Here is an 18,612-nt window from a genome sequence, read left to right as displayed (position 1 = left end):
CACCTCAAGGCGACGCCGGTCAGTGGCGGCGCCACGAGTCGACGTAGCCCGGGGCGGGCGAGCCCACGCCGGTCACGTCGTCGTAGCCCTTCACGGCCTGCAGGGAGCTGTCCTTGCCGAGGCTGCGGACGGAGGTGCTCAGACCGCCGCTCGCGTCGAGGCCGTTGACGAAGTCGATGCGCGCCACGGCGAGGCCGGAGCCCGTCGGGGCGTCCGTGACGTCGTGGAACGACTTCGAACCGTACTTGGCGTAGATCGCCGGGTTGGCGAAGCCGATCGCCTGGCCGCCGTGTGCCTCCTGCGCCAGGGCCTGGACGGCCGCGATCACCGGCGCGGCGAGCGAGGTGCCGCCGATCCGGTACTCGCTGTACTGCTGCGACCCGTCGGGGAAGGTCTGCGTCTGGCCGACCTTGAAGCCCGTGTTGGGGTCGGCGATCGCCGCGATGTCCGGGACGACGCGGTTGCCCGCGGCGTTGTTCGCCGTGGCGAGCGCGTTCGGGACGACGCCCTTCTGGTAGTACGGCTGCGGCACGGTCTTGCTGGTGCCGCCGCCCGCGCCCGAGGTGAAGGCGCCGGGGAAGTTGTCCCAGCTCTTGCCGTCCGCGGACAGCGTGGCCTTCTCGGTGCCCCAGCCGGTCTCCCACAGGTACTTGTCGCCCTTGCCGACGGCCAGCGAGGTGCCGCCGACCGCGGTCACCCACGCCGAGTTGGCCGGGGTGTCGACCTGCTTCGTCCCGGTGTGGGCGACCTCGTCGCCGTTGTCACCGGAGGAGAAGTAGAAGCCGATGCCCTCGACCGCGCCGAACTGGAAGACCTGGTCGTAGGCGGCCGCGAGGTCCGGCGTCTGGCTGGCCTCGATGTCGCCCCAGGAGTTGGAGACGATGTCGGCCAGGTGGTTGTCGACGACCTTGCTGAGCGAGTCGAGCAGGTCGTCGTCGTAGCAGGACGCGGCGCCGACGTACGTGATGCTCGCACCGGGGGCGACCGCGTGCGCGGCCTCGACGTCGAGGGTCTCCTCGCCGTACCAGCCGGCGGCCCCGCACTCCTCGGTCTTCGTGTAGCTGCCCGGCAGCACCTGGCGCAGCTGGCTGGTGCTGATCGCGGCGTCGCCGTGCTTCTTCGCGTAGGTGGCCGCGTCGAAGGCGATGGTCGGCGAGGCGTAGGCGTCGGTGATGGCGATCCGGACGCCCTTGCCCGTGTACTTGCCGGCGCCGTAGGCGGCCCGCAGCTGCTTGCCGGTGTAGCCCTGGACGGCGTACGGGATCTTGGTGCCGTACGCGTCCGGCAGCGTGGTGGCGACCTTGGAGCCGTAGTACGAGGAGAACGGTCCCGCGTTCTTGAACACGGCGTCCGGCGGCGGCAGCTGGTCGCTGTGGTTCGCCTTGTGCGGGGCGTTGTCCAGACCGGTGACGGTCAGGACGGCACCCTTGAGGCCCTGGGGCGCGGAGGCCGCCTGCGAGGGCGCGTGGTAGGTCTTCGAGCCCTTGGTGTAGTTGTGCAGCTGGGTGCCGAACGCCTTCTCGGCGGCGGCCACGTCACCCGTGACGGCGACGTAGTGCTGCGTGACCGCGGTGACCTTGAGGCCCGACGACTTCAGCCACGACGTGACCGCGGCCACCTGGGCCTTGGTCGCGCCGAAGCGCGCCTGCGACTGCTTGGCGTCCAGGTACTTGCCGTAGAGGGGCGAGCGCGGGTCGGAGACAGCCTTCGCGTAGGCGGCGAGACCGGCGGAGTTGCGGCCGGCGAGGTAGACGCGGGCCGAGAGCTGGGCGCCGTTCGCGGTCGCGCCCTTGTCCGCCTTGGCCGTGGCCCACGCGGGCTTGGTGCCCGCGAGCAGAGCCCGGCCGGGGTTGTCCGCGGCGTGCGCCGCGGGTATGCCGAGCGCCAGTGCACCGGTGAGCAGCGGCAGTGCGGCTGCCAGGCTCACCCCGGCGCGCGCCTTGGCGCGGTTGGATCTCATAAAACCCCCTGCTATGCGATGCGTCGCATGGTGTGGTCGAGATGATCCGCGTAGACAACCGCGCGGTGACGGCGCGGTGAATGGATCACGCGATGGGGGCCACTCTGGCGATGAACTGTTCATGCCAGGGGAATGAAATGGCCAAGAAGACCCCAAGTGACCGTCGGTAGGGAGCGTTTGTCCCGGTTTCGGGGAACTGCCGTTGATTGCGGGGAGGTTGCGATCGTCGTGGATCCCTTGCGGAGACGCGCGACCCCCTCGCGACAGCGCCCCAACCCCCGTCCACCCCCTAGTCGCGCGGCTTGGCGCCCCGTTCCTTGAGCATCGTCGCCATCAGCTCGATCTCCGACTGCTGGGCGTCGACCATGCCCTGGGCGAGCTTCTTCTCCACGCCCACGGTGCACTTGGCGACACAGCCCTCGGCCATGTGGATGCCGCCCTTGTGATGGTCGGTCATCAGCTGCAGATAGAGGATCTCGGCCTGCTTGCCCCGCAGCGTGTTCAGCTTCCGCAGCTCGGTGTTGGTGGCCATGCCCGGCATCAGCGCGCCGTCCTTGCCGGAGGCCATGTCACCCATGCCCATCCAGGTCATCGGCGGATCGGCGGAGACCTTCGGCAGCCCCCACAGATCGAGCCAGCCCAGCAGCATGCCGCGCTGGTTGGCCTGCGTCTGCGCGATGTCGTACGCGAGCCGGCGCACCTCGTCGTCGTTCGTGCGGTCGCGCACGATGTACGACATCTCCACGGCCTGCTGGTGATGGACCGCCATGTCCCGTGCGAAGCCCGCGTCCGCGGAGCCGACGGTGGGCACCTTCGTCGTGGGCGGGGTGCCCTCGGCCGCGGCGTAGGTGATCGCCCCGGCCGCGACGAGCGCCGCCGCCGCGGCCCCCGCGATCCAGCCGATGTGCCTCACTGGCCCAGCCCGCCCGTGCAGGCGGCGCCCGGCTCGGGCGTCTGGGCGCCCTGGACGAACGTGGCGAAGAACGTGTCGACGGCCGGGTCGTTCGCGCTCTTGACCGTGCGCTGGTGGGCCCAGGCGCTGAGCATGATCGGGTCCTTCTGGTCCTCGACGGGGCTCATCAGCGTGTACGGCGTCCTCTTCACCTTGGCGGCGAGCGCCTCGACGTCGCTCTTGGCCGCCTTGCCGTTGTACGTCACCCAGACCGCGCCGTGCTCCAGGGAGTGCACGGCGTTCATGTTGTCGACCGGCTTGGTGTAGACGTCGCCGTTGCAGTTCTGCCACACCGGGTTGTGGTCGCCGCCGACCGGGGGCTCCATGGGGTAGGTCACGGTACTGGTGGTGTGGGTGCGGCCCAGGGTGCCCTTCCAGGTCTTCACCCCGTCCGCGCCGGTGACGAAGTGGCCCTTCTCGCCCTTCGTGGTGCCCTTCGCACCGCCCTTCCCGTCGCCCTTCGTGCTGCTCGCCGCGACGGCCTTGTCGCCGGTCTGCGACTGGACGAGGACGACCCCGCCGACGACGAGGCCACCGACGACGACCACGCTCGCCGCGATCGTGAGGATCCGGTTGCGCCGCTCGCGGGCGCGCTCTGCGCGACGCATCTCCTCTATCCGGGCCTTGCGCTCGGCGGAGACGGTCTTGTTGGCGGAACCCATGGCCAGTCCTTTGGAAGGAGGGACGTTCGGGACCGCTGATGCTAATGGGGTCGGGAGACCGGAACGTAGGCCGGACACGCGAATGACCGAAGAAGCGGCTTTCGTTCCGATAATTTGAAGACGAGATGCGCATTATTTACGCTGGCGGTATGCGGCTGTTGCGATCCACCGACCTCGCGTTGCGCGTCCTGATGCGGCTCGCCGTCACCGACGAGTCCAGCCCCACGACCCGCGAGGTCGCGGAGGCCATGGACGTGCCCTACACCCATGCCGCCAAGGTCGTCGCCGAACTCCAGCACATGGGCCTGCTCGTGGCCCGTCGCGGCCGGGGCGGCGGGCTCGCGCTCACCGAGGCGGGACGCAAGGCGTCCGTCGGCGCGATCGTCCGCTCCTTCGAGGGGGAGGGCGACGTCGTCGACTGCGAGGGAGCCACACCGTGCCCTCTGCACACCGGCTGTCGGCTCCGCGGAGCGCTGCGCCGGGCCCAGGAGGCGTTCTTCGCCGCGCTGGATCCGGTGACGGTGGAGGACGTGGTGGCGGCGCCGACGGGACCGCTCCTGCTGAACATCTCCCGCAGGCCTTGACCGAGGGCCCTGACCGGATGTGGAGCACCCCGGGCGTTCGGCCCGGGGTGCTCTGTCACTGGAGGTGCGGGCCGGTCAGCCCTGGGCCAGCCAGAGGTCCGGCCCGAACACCTCGTAGTGGATGTCGGCGGGCGCCACTCCCTTCTCCAGGAGCTGGGTGCGCACCGTCCGCATGAAGGGCATCGGACCGCACAGGTACGCGCGCGTGCCCGAGGCGACCGGGACCGTGGAGAGGTCGACGAGACCGGTGCGCGCGGTCTCGGGGGCGTCCTGCTGGTACCAGAAGTGCACGGCGGTGTCCGGCAGCTTCGCGGCGAAGGCCTCGTGATCACCGCGCAGGGCGTGTGTGAGGGGGGAGCGGTCCGCGTGCACGACCGTGACGGGGGCGGTGTGGCCGGTGCGGGCCAGCTGCTCCAGCATGGCGATCATCGGGGTCACGCCGATACCGGCGGAGGCGAGCACCAGCGGCCGGTCCGTGTCCTTGAGGACGAGGTCGCCGTACGGGGCGGACAGCTCCACGGTGTAGCCCTCGTGCACCCGCGCGTGGAGGTGGCCGGAGACCTCGCCGTCGGGGCCCGCGTCGCCCTGCACCCGCTTGACGCTGATCTGGCGCAGTGGAGAGCCGGGGGCGGCGGAGAGGCTGTACTGGCGTATCTGCCGGGCGCCGTCGGGGAGTTCGACGCGGACCGAGACGTACTGGCCGGGAGGGAAGTCCGGGACGGGGCCGTCGTCGGCCGGGCGGAGCTGGAAGGTGGCGACGTCCGCGGTCTCCTCGACGCGTCCGGCGACCTTCCAGGTCCGCCAGCCGGTCTGCCCGCTCTGCGCGTACAGCCGCTTCTCGATCGCGATCAGCGCGTTCGCCATCAGCCGGTAGATCTCGTCCCAGGCGGCCGCGACCTCGGCGGTGACCGCGTCGCCGAGGACCTCCGCGATGGCCGCGAACAGGTGCTCGTGGACGACCTTGTACTGCTCGGGCTTCACACCCAGCGAGGCGTGTTTGTGGGCGATGCGGTCGAGCATCACGTCGGGCCGCTCGTCCGGGCGGTCCACCAAGTACGAGGCGAAGGCGGCGATCGAGCCCGCCAGCGCCTGGCGCTGGGTCCCGGCCGCCTGATTACCGCGGTTGAAGAGGTCGCGCAGCAGCTCCGGGTGGGCGGCGAACAGCCCGTCGTAGAAGCGCTCGGTGATCTCGCCGAGAGCGGCGCCGACGGCGGGAAGGGTGGCCCGCACGGTGGCGGCGGACTGTTCGGACAGCATCGGGACTCCTTTGCGTGGGGATGGGGCGGCCCGTCGGGCGTCTCCCACGGTAATTAAATTTGCATCTCAGATGCAAGTTTTAAATCCGAGGGGAGCCTGATGGGGGCGGCCGTTACGAATGGGCCGACGAACAGGCAAGATGGGCGGCAGAGCGGAACACCTGCCGTGTGTGGGCGTTCAGTGCGCGGTCGGCCGGCCGATCAAGGTCCGCAACGCGCACGAAACGGTGGTGTGGTGGGATGCTCAGGTGCCCGACCGTCTCTCCCGCGGCATCGGGCAGCAGGCGGCCTGACCAGCAAGGATGGGGAAGCGGAAGATGGACAAGCAGCAGGAGTTCGTGCTCCGGACGTTGGAGGAGCGCGACATCCGTTTCGTACGCCTGTGGTTCACGGACGTGCTGGGCTTCCTCAAGTCCGTGGCCGTGGCGCCCGCCGAACTGGAGCAGGCCTTCGACGAGGGCATCGGCTTCGACGGCTCCGCCATCGAGGGCTTCGCGCGGGTCTACGAGTCCGACATGATCGCCAAGCCGGACCCGTCCACCTTCCAGGTCCTGCCCTGGCGTGCCGAGGCCCCGGGCACGGCCCGTATGTTCTGCGACATCCTCATGCCGGACGGCTCCCCGTCGTTCGCGGACCCGCGCTATGTCCTCAAGCGCGCTCTGGCCCGCGCCTCCGACCTCGGCTTCACCTTCTACACCCACCCGGAGATCGAGTTCTTCCTGCTGAAGGACCGTCCCCTCGACGGCAGCCGCCCCACCCCGGCCGACAACTCCGGCTACTTCGACCACACCCCGCAGAACGTCGGCATGGACTTCCGCCGCCAGGCGATCACGATGCTGGAGTCGATGGGCATCTCGGTCGAGTTCTCCCACCACGAGGGCGCGCCGGGCCAGCAGGAGATCGACCTGCGCTACGCGGACGCGCTCTCCACGGCGGACAACGTCATGACGTTCCGCCTGGTCATGAAGCAGGTGGCGCTGGAGCAGGGCGTGCAGGCGACGTTCATGCCCAAGCCCTTCTCGGAGCACCCCGGCTCCGGTATGCACACGCATCTGTCCCTCTTCGAGGGCGACCGCAACGCGTTCTACGAGTCGGGCTCCGAGTTCCAGCTCTCCAAGGTCGGCCGCTCCTTCATCGCGGGTCTGCTGCGGCACGCGGCGGAGACCTCGGCGGTCACCAACCAGTGGGTGAACTCCTACAAGCGCATCTGGGGCGGCTCCGAGCGCACGGCGGGTGCCGGCGGCGAGGCCCCCTCCTACATCTGCTGGGGCCACAACAACCGCTCCGCCCTCGTCCGCGTCCCGATGTACAAGCCGGGCAAGACCGGATCGGCGCGGGTCGAGGTGCGCTCGCTCGACGCGGGCACCAACCCGTATCTGGCCTACGCGGTCCTGCTGGCCGCCGGCCTGAAGGGCATCGAGGAGGGCTACGAGCTGCCGCCGGGCGCCGAGGACGACGTCTGGGCCCTCACGGACGCCGAACGCCGGGCGATGGGCATCGAACCCCTCCCGCAGAACCTCGGCGAGGCGCTCGCCCTCATGCAGCGCAGCGATCTCGTCGCCGAGACCCTGGGCGAGCACGTATTCGACTTCTTCCTGCGCAACAAGAAGCAGGAGTGGGAGGAGTACCGCTCCGAGGTCACCGCGTTCGAGCTGCGGAAGAATCTGCCGGTTCTGTAGCCGCAGCTCAGCGGCCATGGAGCAACAAAAAGGCCGTGGGGCCCACGACGACTGGTCGTAGGCCCCACGGGCATTCGTCTGACTCTGGGCAGTCCCCGGGTCGTCCGAGGTCACCGCGTTCGAGCTGCGGAAGAATCTTCCCGCTCTGTAGAGTCGACGCAGGATGCCGCGCTCAGGTGCGGCGCTCTCTCGTCTTCCGGTGGTCGCGACACCATGCGCCGGCGGGAACGGTGGCTGCTTTCGGCAATTTATTCTCATGGCCGTTCGAAGGGGTGTACCGGGGGGACGAGGACGGGGCGCGCCATCTCGCAGCGATTCGGGCGCTTCGGTCGCAGCGTGACGACGCATTCGAGCACGAATATCTGTATTCGTGTCTGAGCGTTCTCGATTCCAAGGCCCAGGCGCTTCTTTCCTGCGACGGAATTTTGATGGCCGCCAGCTCGATCACGCCCTGTGTCTGACTGTCGTACGGGTGCACTGGACCGACACGGGCGAGCTGGAGAGCCTCCGTGCGTATGCTGCCGGGCGTGACTCTCACAACAGTGGACAGGGAATGCTTCGAAGCCGCGCTGGCAGAGGCGCGGATAGGGCTGGAGGCCGGTGGGGTTCCCGTCGGCGCCGCCCTCCAACGGGACGGCGGTCTCGTCGCCGTAGGCCACAACGAGCGAGTTCAGCACAACGATCCCATTGCACACGGCGAGATGGCGTGCCTGCGCAACGCGGGCCGATTGACGTCGTACGAGGGCACCACGCTGTACACGACTCTTTCTCCGTGCGAAATGTGCACCGGAGCGATTCTTCTCTTCGGCATCAAGCGACTGGTGATCGGCGAGGCGACGACCTTCGCGGGAGATCTGGACGCTTTCACGAACCGCGGCGTGGAAGTGATCCTCCTCGACGACGCGCGCTGCAAGGACCTCATGGCGGAATTCCAGAAGCGCTATCCCGACGTCTGGGCCGAGGACATCGGCGAGGCGTCGTCGGCCGAAGCCGGACGCGTCATCCGACGTACGCCGGGGACACGGCCGCCGTGCTGATACGCCGCGGCTTTCCCGTGCCGTCCGCCGGGAGCGTGTACAGGTCCGCTCCGTAGTCGCCGGGGAGGGCGTAGACCAGGGTGCGGTCGTCCCGCCAGACGACCTGGTCGTCCACGCTGCGGGGCTCCGCCAGCGGTGTCTCGCGGAGCGTGCGCAGATCCAGGACGTACAACTGCCAGGGGGCGTCCTCGGGCAGACCCGGCACGCGCTTCTTGAACGCGATCCGGGTGCCGTCGGGCGACAGGGACGGGCACTCCACATTGGTGTGGAGGGTGGTCACCGTGCGGCCGCGCAGATCGCCGCGGACCAGATAGGTCCTCCCCTGCGTGGCGAGCGTCGCGTAGAAGGTGCGGTCGTCGGACGCGAAGGTCACGCCCCAGAAGTTCGCGTCCGCCGCGTGATAGGTCCGGCCGTCCTTGACGATCCGGTACGCCTCCAGGGACGGGGTGAGCATGCCGGTACGGGTGTCCACGATCGCCGCGCGGGTCGAGAAGTTCGTCCCGGCGTACGAGTCCCCGCCCACGAAGGCCGTCCAGGCGGCAAAGCGGCCGCTCGGGGAGACCCGGGCCCGGGACGGGATGCCCGGGACGTCGTAGCGCGCCCTGATGCGCAGGGAGGCATCGAGGATCACCGCGCGGTAGGTGTCCGAGACCGGGCCGTGCACCGCCTGGAGACAGACCCCGGTGCCTGCGGCGGCGTAGAAGCGCAGGCACTTCACGCGGGACGCCGTGCGCGGCCCCGAGGGGTCGGTGGCGGGGGCCGACACCAGCTCGTCGCGGTACGGGCCCCACGCCATGTTGCGGAACACCATGCGGCCGGGCTCCGTCAGGGTGACCGCGCCGGAGGTGATCCGCGGGCCGCCCGCCTGGGGCTGGTTTCTGCGCTCGGCCCGCGCCGACGCGTGCAGCACCGAGGCCGTGGCGACCCCGGTGAGCACCACGAGCGCCGAGAGCAGGACCAGGATGCGGGTGCGTACCGTCATGCCGTGCCTTCCGGGCGGTTCGTCGCCGCGGCGTCCGGGTGCCCGACCGCCGGGGCCTGCGGTCGAAGGGTCAGGGCGAAGACCGCGCACACCGCCAGCGCCGCCGTCGACACAAGGAGCGCGCTGCGGTCGCCCCACACGGTCCACAGCGCCCCGAACCCCAGCGAGCAGGCGAACCGGGCCAGCGCCTGACCCGTCTGCACCAGGGCGAGACCGGAGGAGCGCAGGGCCTCCGGGACGCCGTCCGACGCCGCCGCCATGAGCACGCCGTCGGTCGCCGCGTAGAAACCGCCGTGCAGGGCGAGCACGGCGTACGGCAACGCGGCCGAGTGCCAGGAGGTGAGCAGCAGGGCGTACGCCGCGAGCAGCGCGCCGTGGCCCGCCAGGAAGATCCGCCAGCGGCCCACCCGGTCCGCGAGCCGCCCCAGCGGCACCGCGAGGACCAGGAACGCCGCCGCCGAGCCCAGCGGAAGCAGCGCGAACCAGCGGTCGGGGACGCCGAGGCGCCGTTGCAGCAGCAGATAGACGAACGAGTCGCTGACCGTCGCGAGACCCAGGAGCAGCGCGCAGACCGTGATCCGGCGCAGCTCGCGGCGGCGGAGGAGAGCGAGGGCGGCGCGCAGGGTGGGGCGGGCCTCGTCCTCGGGAGCCGGGGCGCGGCGGTCGGCGGGTTCCACGGCCTGGCGGTCTCGGGGCTCCGCGACGCGGCCGTCCCGCGGTCGCGTGCTGTGGCCGCCGTTCGGGACGAACAGGATCAGCACCAGGACGCCCGCCACGGCCACACAGAAGCTGACCGTGAACACCGCGTCGTACCCGTCCACCGTGGCCCGCAGGATCACGAACGCCACCAGCGGGCCGAGCAGCGCGCCCGCGGTGTCCATCGCCCGGTGCACCCCGAAGGCCCGGCCACGGGTCTCCGGCGTGCTGGACAGTGAGATCAGCGCGTCCCGGGGTGCCGTCCGCAGGCCCTTGCCGGTGCGGTCGGCGGCCAGGACCAGGCCGATGGGGGTCAGGGTGTGCGCGAGCAGCAGAAGCGGTTTGCACAGCGCCGAGATGCCGTAGCCGAGGCCCGCCACCCACTTGTGCCGCCCGCCGCCTCGGTCGGCCAGATGGCCCCCGGCCAGCCGTACGAGCGCGGAGAAGCCGTTGTAGATGCCGTCCAGGAGCCCGAAGCCCAGCGGGGACAGGCCGAGGCCCGCCACCAGATACAGCGGGAGCACCGCCGTGACCATCTCGGACGAGACGTCGGTGACCAGGCTGACCGTGCCGAGGGCGAGCACTGTGGGAGCGACCGCGGCGCGGCGCCGCCCGGCGGAGGGCCGGACGGCGCCGTCCGCGGACGCCGGCGCCGATGGGGAACCCGCGCGGCTGTCCGCTACGTACACGTCAGGACGCCCAGATGCCGGTGATGTCCTTGCCGGAGGCCGCGTTGCCCGCGTGCGCCGTCAGGCCCTGGGAGTCCTCCAGGGTGCGCAGCAGGTCGTAGTGGTTGTACGTGGTGGAGCTGCTCGCCCCGGCCGTGACCGGCTGGCCGTACAGCACGGTCGGGATGCGGTTGCCGCTGAGCCGGTTGTCCTCGTCGAAGGTGACGGCGAGGAGGCTGTTGTGGGTCTTGGCCCAGGTGGCGTACGCGCCGAGGTTGTTCTTCAGCCAGGTGTCACCGGTCGACACCGAGCAGTCGTGCATGTCGCTGCACAGGTTGGGGACGACGAAGGACACCTGCGGCAGTGTCGAGAAGTCGCTCGGGAACTGCGCGAACGTCTTCGCGGACGACGTCGGCACATTGCTGAAACCGAACCACGGGTTGTGCTTGCGGGCGTAGTTGCCGCTGTTGCACGTGGTCGAGCCCTGGCTGGGCAGCGTCTCGTTGTAGCTCGCCCAGCTCCGGCCCGCGGCGATCAGCTCGGAGGCCAGGTTCGGGGCGGAGGAGAAGCCGGGCGTGTAGCAGCCGTCGTCCGTGATGCCCTGGGTGGAGCCGGAGAACAGCGCGAAGTAGTTGGGCTGGCTGGGGTGGGTCTCGGCGTACGACTGGGTCAGGTTGGCGCCGCCGGACTTCAGCGAGTTGAGGTACGGGGCGCTGGAGGAACCGATCACCTGGCTGTAGGCGTGGTTCTCGAAGACCACGACGACCACGTGGTCGGGGGTCGGCACGGCGCCCGCGGCGTGCGCGGGGGACTCGCCGCCGAGCCCCGTCCACAGTCCGAACGCTGCGGCGGCGAGGGCCGTCGCGGACGCCACGGCGGTGCGGGTACGGCGAAACAGGGAACTGCCGGAACTGCCGGACACTTCAACCTCCGGTGGGGGGGAGGGTACGGGGTGGCGGTGCGGACAGAGCATGCACACGCCAATGTGCCGCCCCCTCTCCCGCCGTCCCACCCGGCGGATGAAGAGCCGGTGAATTGCTGCCGCGCGGCCGAGTCCCTCGCCGGCTGCCGGGCGGGCAACTCCCGCACCAGGCGGGGCCCGCCGGGCCCCGCGGCCCGAGGAGCACCGGCGGGAACACGACCCCGGGGCACCGCACGGCGCCCGGGCCGGGCACTGGGGCTAGGCTCAAAGCCGCAGGACCTTGATCGACGCCCGGGAGGTTAAGGGATGACCGTGCCCCAAGGACGCAGAAGCAGCACCTTCACCCGGCTGCTGCGGCACGGCTTCACCGACCCCTCCGCCGCCGAGCGGCTCCTGGAGAGCGTCGAGCTGGCGCCGATAAGGACCGATCCCGTGCTGCTGGAGGCCCTGGGCGCGACCGCCGACCCCGATCTGGCGCTGCACGGACTCGTCCGGCTCCTGGAGGCGCAGCCCGACCCCACCGCCCGGCGCGAGCTGCTCGACACCCTGATCGCGGCCAAGCCCCTGCGGGACCGGCTGCTCGGCGTCCTCGGCGCCTCCGCCGCGCTCGCCGACCACCTCGCCCGCCACCCCGGCGACTGGCACGTCCTGGTCACCTACGAACCTCAGGACCTCCACCCCGGGGTGGAGGAGTTCGAACGGCAGCTCGCGGAGGCCGCCGACCCCGTCTCCCTGCGCGTCGCCTACCGCCGCTGTCTGCTGTCGATCGCCGCACGCGACGTGTGCGGCACCACCGATGTCGCCCAGACCGCCGCCGAACTGGCCGACCTCGCCACCGCCACCCTCCGCGCCGCCCTCGCCATCGCCCGGGCCGCCGCCCCCGACGACGCCGCGCACTGCCGGCTCGCGGTGATCGCGATGGGCAAGTGCGGCGGCCACGAGCTGAACTACGTCTCCGACGTGGACGTCATCTTCGTCGGCGAGACCCGCGACGGCGGCGACGAACGCAAGGCCCTGCAGGCCGCGACCCGGCTCGCCTCGCACATGATGCGGATCTGTTCCGAGACCACCGTCGAGGGCAGCATCTGGCCCGTCGACGCCAATCTGCGGCCCGAGGGCAGGAACGGTCCGCTCGTGCGCACCCTGAGCAGCCATCTCGCCTACTACCAGCGCTGGGCCAAGACCTGGGAGTTCCAGGCCCTGCTCAAGGCCCGTCCGGTGGCCGGTGACGTGGAACTCGGCGAGGAGTACGTCGCCACCCTCGCCCCCCTCGTCTGGGTGGCCGCCGAGCGCGAGAACTTCGTCGCGGACGTGCAGAAGATGCGCCGCCGGGTGGTCGCCAACATCCCCGTCGGGGAGGTCGAGCGCGAACTGAAGCTCGGCCCCGGCGGCCTCAGGGACGTCGAGTTCGCCGTACAGCTCCTGCAGTTGGTGCACGGGCGCGCCGACACCTCGCTGCGCAGCGGCACCACCCTGGACGCCCTGGAAGCGCTCGCGGCCGGCGGCTACGTCGGACGCGCCGACGCCGGGCAGCTGGAGGAGGCGTACCGCTTCCTGCGCTCCCTGGAGCACCGCATCCAGCTCTACCGGCTGCGCCGCACCCATCTCGTCCCCGAGGACGACACCGATCTGCGGCGCCTCGGCCGCTCCCTCGGTCTGCGCACCGACCCCGTGGCCGGGCTGCGGCGCGAATGGAAGCGGCACACCGGTGTCGTACGCCGGCTGCACGAGAAGCTGTTCTACCGCCCGCTGCTCGACGCGGTCGCCCAACTCGCGCCCGGCGAAGCCCGGTTGAGTCCCGACGCGGCCCGGGAGCGCCTGGTCGCGCTCGGCTACGCGGACCCGGCCGCCGCGCTGCGCCATCTGGAGGCGCTGGCCTCCGGCGTCACCCGCAAGGCCGCCATCCAGCGCACCCTGCTGCCCGTCCTGCTCGGCTGGTTCGCGGACTCCGCCGACCCGGACGCGGGCCTGCTCAACTTCCGCAAGGTCTCCGACGCGCTCGGCAAGACCCCCTGGTATCTGCGGCTGCTGAGGGACGAGGGCGCCGCCGCCGAGAACCTCGCCCGGGTGCTGTCCGCCGGCCGGCTCGCCCCCGACCTGCTGATGCGCGCGCCGGAGGCGGTGGCCCTGCTCGGCGACGGCGACGGTAGCGGCGGCGGGCTCGAACCGCGCGGCCGGACCCCGCTGGAGCAGGAGATCCTCGCCGCGGTCCGCCGCGCCGAGAACGCCGAGCAGGCGGTCACGACGGCCCGCGGGGTACGCCGGCGCGAGCTGTTCCGTACGGCCGCCGTGGACATCGTCGGCTCGTACGGGACCGAGGACGCCCCCGCCCCCGCCGACCAGGGCGAGCTGATCGACCTGGTCGGCGGCGCGGTCTCGGACCTGACCGCGGCCACCCTCGCGGGCACGCTCCGCGCGGTCGTGCGGGCCGGCTGGGGCGACACCCTGCCCACCAGGTTCGCGGTCATCGGCATGGGCCGCTTCGGCGGGCACGAACTGGGCTACGGCTCCGACGCGGACGTGCTCTTCGTGCACGAGCCGCAGGAGGGCGTGGACGAGCGGCAGGCGGGCGAGGCCGCGAACAAGGTGGTGGCGGAGATGCGGCGGCTGCTCCAGCTGCCGAGCACCGACCCGCCGCTGCTCATCGACGCGGGACTGCGGCCCGAGGGCAAGTCGGGGCCGCTCGTGCGCACCCTGGCGTCGTACGCGGCGTACTACCGGCGCTGGTCGCTGGTGTGGGAGTCGCAGGCGCTGCTGCGGGCCGAGCCCGTGGCCGGGGACGAGGACCTGGGCCGCCGCTTCATCGAGCTGATCGACCCGCTGCGCTACCCGCCGGCCGGGCTCGACGACGACGCCGTGCGCGAGATCCGGCGGCTGAAGGCCCGCATGGAGTCGGAGCGGCTGCCGAGGGGCGCGGACAAGACGCTTCACACCAAGCTGGGCCGTGGCGGCCTGTCCGACGTGGAGTGGACGGTCCAGCTGCTGCAACTGCGGCACGGGGCACACGTGCCGGACCTGCGCACCACCCGCACCCGCGCCGCCCTCGCCGCCGCCCGCCGGGCCGGACTGCTGTCCGAGGAGGACACGGCGATCCTGGACGAGGCGTGGGTGCTCGCGTCCCGGGTGCGCAACGCGGTGATGCTGGTACGGGGGCGGGCGGGCGACACGTTCCCCACGCAGAGCCGGGAACTGGCCGCGGTGGGCCGCTACCTGGGGTACGGGCCGGGGCACGCGGGCGACATGCTGGACGACTACCGGCGGACGACGCGCAGGGCCAGGACCGTGGTGGAGGAGCTGTTCTACGGCTCGTGACGGCGGCCCGCCACGGGCCGTGAGGCTCGTGACGGAGGCCTGCCACGGCCCCTGACGACGGGCGGCGACGCGGCCCGGGCGCGCCCCTCACGCCTCAACGGGCTGCGGCACCGGGCCACCGGCCCTCGCCACCCGGCGCGGCAGGGCGTACGGCAGGGCGCCGTACCACAGCCAGGCCGTCGCGAAGCCGGCCGAGAGGCAGAGCGTCCCGCCGACCGCGTCCAGCCAGAAGTGGTTCGCCGTGGCAACGATCACCGTCAGCGTCACCACCGGGTACAGCAGACCCAGGATCCGCACCCAGTCCACGGTGGCCAGGGCGAACAGCGTCAGTCCGCACCACAGCGACCAGCCGATGTGCATCGACGGCATGGCCGCGTACTGGTTGGACATGTGCTTCAGATCGCCCGACGCCATCGAGCCCCACGTGTGGTGCACCACCACCGTGTCGACGAAGTGCCCCCCGTTCATCAGACGGGGCGGCGCGAGCGGGAAGAAGTAGTAGCCGAGCAGCGCCGCCGCCGTCGTGGCGAACAGCGCGAGCCGGGTGGCCGCGTACCGGCCCGGATGGCTGTGGTACAGCCACACCAGGATCCCGATCGTCACCACGAAGTGCAGCGTGGCGTAGTAGTAGTTCATTCCGACGATCAGCCATGTCACCGAGTTGACGGCGTGGTTGACCGAGTCCTCGACCGCTATCCCCAGATGATGTTCCAGGCGCCACAGCCCGTCCGCGTTGGACAGGGCCTGCGCCTTCTGCTCCGGTACGGCGTTGCGGATCAGGGAGTACGTCCAGTAACTGACCCCGATGAGCAGGATCTCGAACCAGACGCGCGGGCGGCGCGGAGCGCGCAGCCCGCGCAGGGGACTCCGCCCCGCATGGTCCTGCGCGGGGCCCGTGACATCCTGTGGCGCGGCCGGTGTCCGGCCCTCCACTGGCGTCACGGTCCTGTCACCCATAGGCACAGAGTCTGCCAGAAAAGGCTTCCCCCGCCGATCATCCCTTGGAGGGGTTCTGGCCGCATGTTCTCCACCTGGAGGACCCGCGGCGGGGCCCGGCGGCTACTAGGGACGACTCCGGTCCCCGGGGGCCGAAGCGGTCGATCCTCGTACCACCAGCTCCGGCATGAACACGAATTCACTGTGCGGCGCGGGCGTCCCGCCGATCTCCTCCAGCAGCGTCCGCACGGCCGCCTGCCCCATCGCCGGGACCGGCTTGCGGATCGTCGTCAGCGGCGGGTCCGTGAAGGCGATGAGCGGGGAGTCGTCGAAGCCCACCACCGAGATGTCCGTGGGGACTTCCAGCCCGCGCTGCCGCGCCGCGCGTATCGCCCCCAGCGCCATCATGTCGCTCGCGCACACCACGGCCGTGCACTCCCGCTCGATGAGCGCGCCGGCCGCCGCCTGGCCGCCCTCCAGGGTGTACAGCGAGTGCTGGATCAGCCGCGACTCGATGTCCTCCGGCGACAGCCCGAGCTGGTCCTGCACCGTGCGGACGAAGCCCTCGATCTTCCGCTGCACCGGTACGAAACGCCTGGGCCCGAGAGCCAGCCCGATCCGGGTGTGTCCCAGGGACACCAGATGGGTGACCGCCAGCGACATCGCGGCCCGGTCGTCGGGGGAGATGAAGGGCGCCTGCACCTTGGGGGAGAAGCCGTCCACCAGCACGAAGGGCACGCCCTGGGCGCGCAGCCGCTCATAGCGCTGCATGTCGGCGGTGGTGTCCGCGTGCAGTCCGGAGACATAGATGATGCCCGCCACCCCGCGGTCCACCAGCATCTCCGTCAGCTCGTCCTCCGTGGAGCCGCCGGGGGTCTGGGTCGCCAGCACCGGGGTGTATCCCTGCCGCGTCAGCGCCTGACCGATCACCTGGGCGAGGGCCGGGAATATCGGGTTCTCCAGCTCCGGGGTGATCAGACCGACCAGGCCCTCGCTGCGCTGGCGCAGCCGCACCGGACGCTCGTAGCCCAGCACGTCGAGGGCGGCCAGCACGGACTGGCGGGTGGTCGCGGCGACGCCCGGCTTTCCGTTGAGGACACGGCTGACGGTCGCCTCGCTGACCCCCGCCTGCGCCGCGATGTCGGCAAGCCGTGTGGTCACGGGGCTGGACTGTACCGGTCGTGTCTCGGCTTGCCCACCAATCGGACGCCGGGCCCGGGCGGTTGGCCTGCCCGCTGCGGGTTGCTGCGTCATCGCGCTCCCTCGTGATCGTGTTCGGCGTCCGTGTCCGCAAGGGGATGATCCCCGCGCGGGCAACGCATGGCAAGAGCTTGCAGAGTCTTGCACAAGTGTCTGTATCCCGCAGATCAGCCCGGATTCCAGGTGTACCGACCCTCACAGCGAGATCACGGACGGGTAACCATCGTCAGCCCTTGCACTTTTTTTCTGCAAGGTCTTTCGCGCTGGTTGCATCGCTGTTACGTTCACGTCGCCCGGCGGCGCCCCCCACCCTCGACCTCGCTCGGGGGGCGGGGCTCCCCTCGGCGCAGTCGGCAGGGGCGGCGGACGGGACCGCCACCTGTAGCCCCACGGGCTTTCACCCTCAAGGAGAACTCATGCGGCGTGGCATAGCGGCCACCGCGCTGGTGGCGTCCGTTGCCCTCGCGGCGACGGCCTGCGGCGGAAGTGACAGCGGCAGCGGCAAGTCCGACGGCCCGGTCACCATCACCTGGTGGGACACCTCCAACGCCACCAATGAGGCGCCGACGTACAAGGCACTGGTCGCGGACTTCGAGAAGGCCAACCCGAAGATCAAGGTCAAGTACGTCGACGTCCCCTTCGACCAGGCGCAGAACAAGTTCGACACCGCCGCCGGCTCCAAGGGCGCTCCGGACGTGCTGCGCTCCGAGGTCGGCTGGACCCCCGCCTTCGCGAAGAAGGGCTACTTCCTGCCGCTGGACGGCACCCAGGCCCTCGCGGACAAAGACAAGTTCCAGTCCAGCCTGATCCAGCAGGCCCAGTACCAGGGCAAGACCTACGGTGTGCCCCTGGTGACCGACACCCTCGCGCTGGTCTACAACAAGGCCCTCTTCAAGAAGGCCGGGATCACCGAGGCGCCGAAGACCTGGGACGAGCTGAAGTCCGACGCCGCCAAGGTCAAGGACAAGGCCGGCGTCGACGGCTACTGGGGCTCCACCCAGGCCTACTACGCGCAGAGCTTCCTCTACGGCGAGGGCACCGACACGGTCGACGCCTCCGCCAAGAAGATCACCGTCGACTCGGCCCCCGCGAAGAAGGCCTACGGCACCTGGCTGGGCCTGTTCTCCGGCAAGGGTCTGCACGCGGCCGACACCACCGCCGACGCCTACGCCCACATCCAGGACGCGTTCGTCAACGGCAAGGTCGCCGCGATCGTCCAGGGCCCGTGGGAGATCACGAACTTCTACAAGGGCTCGGCCTTCTCGGACAAGTCCAACCTCGGCATCGCCCCCGTCCCGGCCGGCTCCTCCGGCAAGGCGGGCGCCCCGACCGGCGGCCACAACCTCTCCGTGTACGCGGGCTCGGACAAGGCCCACCAGGACGCGGCGCTGAAGTTCGTCAACTTCATGACCTCGGCGAAGTCCCAGGAGACCATCGCCCTGAAGAACTCCACGCTGCCGACGCGTGAGGACGCCTACAGCGCCCAGGTCAAGGCCGACCCCGGTATCGCCGGCTACCAGAGCGTGCTCAGCGCCGCCCAGCCGCGCCCGGCACTGCCCGAGTACAGCTCGCTGTGGGGCCCGCTCGACACCGAGCTGCCCAAGATCGCGGGCGGCAAGGAACCGCTGGACAAGGGCCTGAGCAACGCCGAGGTGGCCATCGCCAAGCTGGTCCCCGACTTCAGCAAGTAGTAGCCCTCGTGGCCGCCGGATCTCCCCCGCCGGGGGAAGGATCCGGCGGTCACGGCCCTGTGCACGGCCCAGCCC

At 70.9% G+C, this 18,612-nt stretch carries 14 protein-coding genes; 5 read left to right on the top strand and 9 right to left on the bottom strand.

The genetic code is table 11. From position 1 onward, the window contains the following. Window positions 1-19: 19 nt before the first annotated feature. The 3 genes from AB0L95_RS12815 to AB0L95_RS12805 all read right to left on the bottom strand — a co-directional run bounded on the left by AB0L95_RS12815 (window position 20) and on the right by AB0L95_RS12805 (window position 3,574). Window positions 20-1,960, bottom strand: a complete 1,941-nt coding sequence (locus tag AB0L95_RS12815) for a S53 family peptidase (RefSeq protein WP_365161132.1) — start codon at window positions 1,958-1,960, stop codon at window positions 20-22. A 289-nt stretch (window positions 1,961-2,249) separates the two neighbouring features. Beyond that, window positions 2,250-2,873, bottom strand: coding sequence for a DUF305 domain-containing protein (locus AB0L95_RS12810; RefSeq protein ID WP_365161130.1), 624 nt, complete (start codon window positions 2,871-2,873; stop codon window positions 2,250-2,252). Next, the gene (locus AB0L95_RS12805) at window positions 2,870-3,574 is read right to left on the bottom strand and encodes a DUF3105 domain-containing protein (protein ID WP_365161128.1); all 705 of its coding nucleotides are present in this window, start codon (window positions 3,572-3,574) and stop codon (window positions 2,870-2,872) included. The genes AB0L95_RS12810 and AB0L95_RS12805 overlap by 4 nt, the downstream gene beginning before the upstream one ends. 149 nt (window positions 3,575-3,723) lie before the next feature. On the opposite strand from AB0L95_RS12805, the gene AB0L95_RS12800 reads away from it, so the two are divergent. Next, window positions 3,724-4,158: an Rrf2 family transcriptional regulator gene (locus tag AB0L95_RS12800; RefSeq protein ID WP_365161126.1), complete on the top strand. Its 435-nt coding sequence runs from the start codon at window positions 3,724-3,726 to the stop codon at window positions 4,156-4,158. Window positions 4,159-4,233: 75 nt separating this feature from the next. Here AB0L95_RS12800 and AB0L95_RS12795 read toward each other — a convergent pair whose 3' ends face one another. Further along, window positions 4,234-5,415: a globin domain-containing protein gene (locus tag AB0L95_RS12795; RefSeq protein ID WP_365161124.1), complete on the bottom strand. Its 1,182-nt coding sequence runs from the start codon at window positions 5,413-5,415 to the stop codon at window positions 4,234-4,236. Between the two features lie 316 nt (window positions 5,416-5,731). Here AB0L95_RS12795 and AB0L95_RS12790 point away from each other — a divergent pair, with 316 nt between their 5' ends. After that, window positions 5,732-7,093, top strand: coding sequence for a glutamine synthetase family protein (locus tag AB0L95_RS12790; protein ID WP_365161122.1), 1,362 nt, complete (start codon window positions 5,732-5,734; stop codon window positions 7,091-7,093). A 515-nt stretch (window positions 7,094-7,608) separates the two neighbouring features. Then, entirely contained in the window at window positions 7,609-8,130 is a 522-nt protein-coding gene (locus AB0L95_RS12785; protein ID WP_365161475.1) for a nucleoside deaminase, read from the top strand. On the opposite strand, the gene AB0L95_RS12780 is transcribed toward AB0L95_RS12785, so the two are convergent. From AB0L95_RS12780 to AB0L95_RS12770, 3 genes are read right to left on the bottom strand one after another with little or no spacing between them, the layout of a single operon-like run. After that, window positions 8,093-9,112, bottom strand: a complete 1,020-nt coding sequence (locus AB0L95_RS12780; RefSeq protein ID WP_365161120.1) for a TolB-like translocation protein — start codon at window positions 9,110-9,112, stop codon at window positions 8,093-8,095. The two genes, AB0L95_RS12785 and AB0L95_RS12780, sit on opposite strands and share 38 nt — an antisense overlap. Beyond that, window positions 9,109-10,497: an MFS transporter gene (locus AB0L95_RS12775; RefSeq protein WP_365161118.1), complete on the bottom strand. Its 1,389-nt coding sequence runs from the start codon at window positions 10,495-10,497 to the stop codon at window positions 9,109-9,111. Before AB0L95_RS12775 ends, AB0L95_RS12780 begins: the two co-directional genes overlap by 4 nt. A gap of 1 nt (window position 10,498) precedes the next feature. Then, complete coding sequence (locus AB0L95_RS12770) at window positions 10,499-11,374, bottom strand: alkaline phosphatase family protein (protein WP_365161474.1); 876 nt, start codon at window positions 11,372-11,374, stop codon at window positions 10,499-10,501. 330 nt (window positions 11,375-11,704) lie between these two features. Here AB0L95_RS12770 and AB0L95_RS12765 point away from each other — a divergent pair, with 330 nt between their 5' ends. Next, the gene (locus AB0L95_RS12765; protein WP_365161116.1) at window positions 11,705-14,710 is read left to right on the top strand and encodes a bifunctional [glutamine synthetase] adenylyltransferase/[glutamine synthetase]-adenylyl-L-tyrosine phosphorylase; all 3,006 of its coding nucleotides are present in this window, start codon (window positions 11,705-11,707) and stop codon (window positions 14,708-14,710) included. Window positions 14,711-14,797: 87 nt separating this feature from the next. Here the strand turns inward: AB0L95_RS12765 and AB0L95_RS12760 are convergent, their stop codons facing one another. Both AB0L95_RS12760 and AB0L95_RS12755 read right to left on the bottom strand, forming a co-directional pair. Then, window positions 14,798-15,667, bottom strand: a complete 870-nt coding sequence (locus AB0L95_RS12760) for a phosphatase PAP2 family protein (RefSeq protein ID WP_365161114.1) — start codon at window positions 15,665-15,667, stop codon at window positions 14,798-14,800. A gap of 105 nt (window positions 15,668-15,772) precedes the next feature. Continuing rightward, on the bottom strand, window positions 15,773-16,807 hold the full coding sequence (locus AB0L95_RS12755; RefSeq protein ID WP_365161112.1) for a LacI family DNA-binding transcriptional regulator: 1,035 nt from the start codon (window positions 16,805-16,807) through the stop codon (window positions 15,773-15,775). Between the two features lie 455 nt (window positions 16,808-17,262). Here AB0L95_RS12755 and AB0L95_RS12750 point away from each other — a divergent pair, with 455 nt between their 5' ends. Further along, on the top strand, window positions 17,263-18,537 hold the full coding sequence (locus tag AB0L95_RS12750; RefSeq protein ID WP_365161110.1) for an extracellular solute-binding protein: 1,275 nt from the start codon (window positions 17,263-17,265) through the stop codon (window positions 18,535-18,537). Window positions 18,538-18,612: the final 75 nt, after the last annotated feature.

This window comes from Streptomyces sp. NPDC052036, assembly GCF_040680495.1.
Lineage (GTDB): Bacteria > Actinomycetota > Actinomycetes > Streptomycetales > Streptomycetaceae > Streptomyces.
This window is presented reverse-complemented; position numbering and strand designations above follow the sequence as displayed.

Coding starts and splice junctions, on each gene's coding strand:
- AB0L95_RS12800 (WP_365161126.1), top strand. CDS start 3,724: ATGCGGCTGTTGCGATCCACCGACCTCGCGTTGCGCGTCCTGATGCGG.
- AB0L95_RS12780 (WP_365161120.1), bottom strand. CDS start 9,112: ATGACGGTACGCACCCGCATCCTGGTCCTGCTCTCGGCGCTCGTGGTG.
- AB0L95_RS12765 (WP_365161116.1), top strand. CDS start 11,705: ATGACCGTGCCCCAAGGACGCAGAAGCAGCACCTTCACCCGGCTGCTG.
- AB0L95_RS12760 (WP_365161114.1), bottom strand. CDS start 15,667: ATGGGTGACAGGACCGTGACGCCAGTGGAGGGCCGGACACCGGCCGCG.
- AB0L95_RS12785 (WP_365161475.1), top strand. CDS start 7,609: ATGCTGCCGGGCGTGACTCTCACAACAGTGGACAGGGAATGCTTCGAA.
- AB0L95_RS12750 (WP_365161110.1), top strand. CDS start 17,263: ATGCGGCGTGGCATAGCGGCCACCGCGCTGGTGGCGTCCGTTGCCCTC.
- AB0L95_RS12790 (WP_365161122.1), top strand. CDS start 5,732: ATGGACAAGCAGCAGGAGTTCGTGCTCCGGACGTTGGAGGAGCGCGAC.
- AB0L95_RS12795 (WP_365161124.1), bottom strand. CDS start 5,415: ATGCTGTCCGAACAGTCCGCCGCCACCGTGCGGGCCACCCTTCCCGCC.
- AB0L95_RS12805 (WP_365161128.1), bottom strand. CDS start 3,574: ATGGGTTCCGCCAACAAGACCGTCTCCGCCGAGCGCAAGGCCCGGATA.
- AB0L95_RS12815 (WP_365161132.1), bottom strand. CDS start 1,960: ATGAGATCCAACCGCGCCAAGGCGCGCGCCGGGGTGAGCCTGGCAGCC.